General features: G+C 48.8%; 1 rRNA gene. It reads right to left on the reverse strand.

The annotated features are described in order from the left end of the window. A 23S ribosomal RNA gene (locus tag J7338_RS20490) occupies positions 1 to 1,151 on the reverse strand; the annotation flags it as partial. Between the last annotated feature and the right edge of the window lie 20 nt (positions 1,152 to 1,171).

Raw genomic sequence — 1,171 nt, forward strand, 5'->3', positions numbered from 1 at the left:
AATCCGCAGCTTCGGTGCATAGTTTAGCCCCGTTACATCTTCCGCGCAGACCGACTCGACCAGTGAGCTATTACGCTTTCTTTAAAGGATGGCTGCTTCTAAGCCAACCTCCTGGCTGTCTGGGCCTTTCCACATCGTTTCCCACTTAACTATGACTTTGGGACCTTAGCTGGCGGTCTGGGTTGTTTCCCTCTTCACGACGGACGTTAGCACCCGCCGTGTGTCTCCCGGATAGTACTTTACGGTATTCGGAGTTTGCAAAGGGTTGGTAAGTCGGGATGACCCCCTAGCCTTAACAGTGCTCTACCCCCGTAAGTATTCGTCCGAGGCTCTACCTAAATAGATTTCGGGGAGAACCAGCTATCTCCCGGTTTGATTAGCCTTTCACTCCTAGCCACAGGTCATCCCCTAACTTTTCAACGTTAGTGGGTTCGGTCCTCCAGTTGATGTTACTCAACCTTCAACCTGCCCATGGCTAGATCACCGGGTTTCGGGTCTATACCTTGCAACTAGTCGCCCAGTTAAGACTCGGTTTCCCTACGGCTACCCTATTCGGTTAACCTCGCTACAAAATATAAGTCGCTGACCCATTATACAAAAGGTACGCAGTCACAGAACAAGTCTGCTCCTACTGCTTGTACGTACACGGTTTCAGGTTCTATTTCACTCCCCTCACAGGGGTTCTTTTCGCCTTTCCCTCACGGTACTGGTTCACTATCGGTCAGTTGGGAGTATTTAGCCTTAGATGATGGTCCACCTATATTCAGTCAAAGTTTCACGTGCTCCGACCTACTCGATTTCACTTAAAAGGGATTTTCATGTACGGGACTATCACCCTGTATCGTGGCACTTTCCAGAGCCTTCCATTAACACCAATTAAGCTTAAGGGCTGTTCCGATTTCGCTCGCCGCTACTTTCGGAATCTCGGTTGATTTCTTTTCCTACGGGTACTTAGATGTTTCAGTTCTCCGCGTTCGCCTCGTTAACCTATGTATTCAGTTAACGATACCTGCAAGCAGGTGGGTTTCCCCATTCGGAAATCCTAGTCTCAAGTGCTTTTTACTAGCTTGACTAGGCTTATCGCAAGTTAATACGTCCTTCATCGCCTCCAACTGCCAAGGCATCCACCGTGTACGCTTAGTCACTTAACCATACAACCCAAACGGGTCTT

The organism is Pseudoalteromonas ostreae (assembly GCF_018069805.1).
GTDB classification, from domain to species: Bacteria; Pseudomonadota; Gammaproteobacteria; order Enterobacterales; family Alteromonadaceae; genus Pseudoalteromonas; species Pseudoalteromonas ostreae.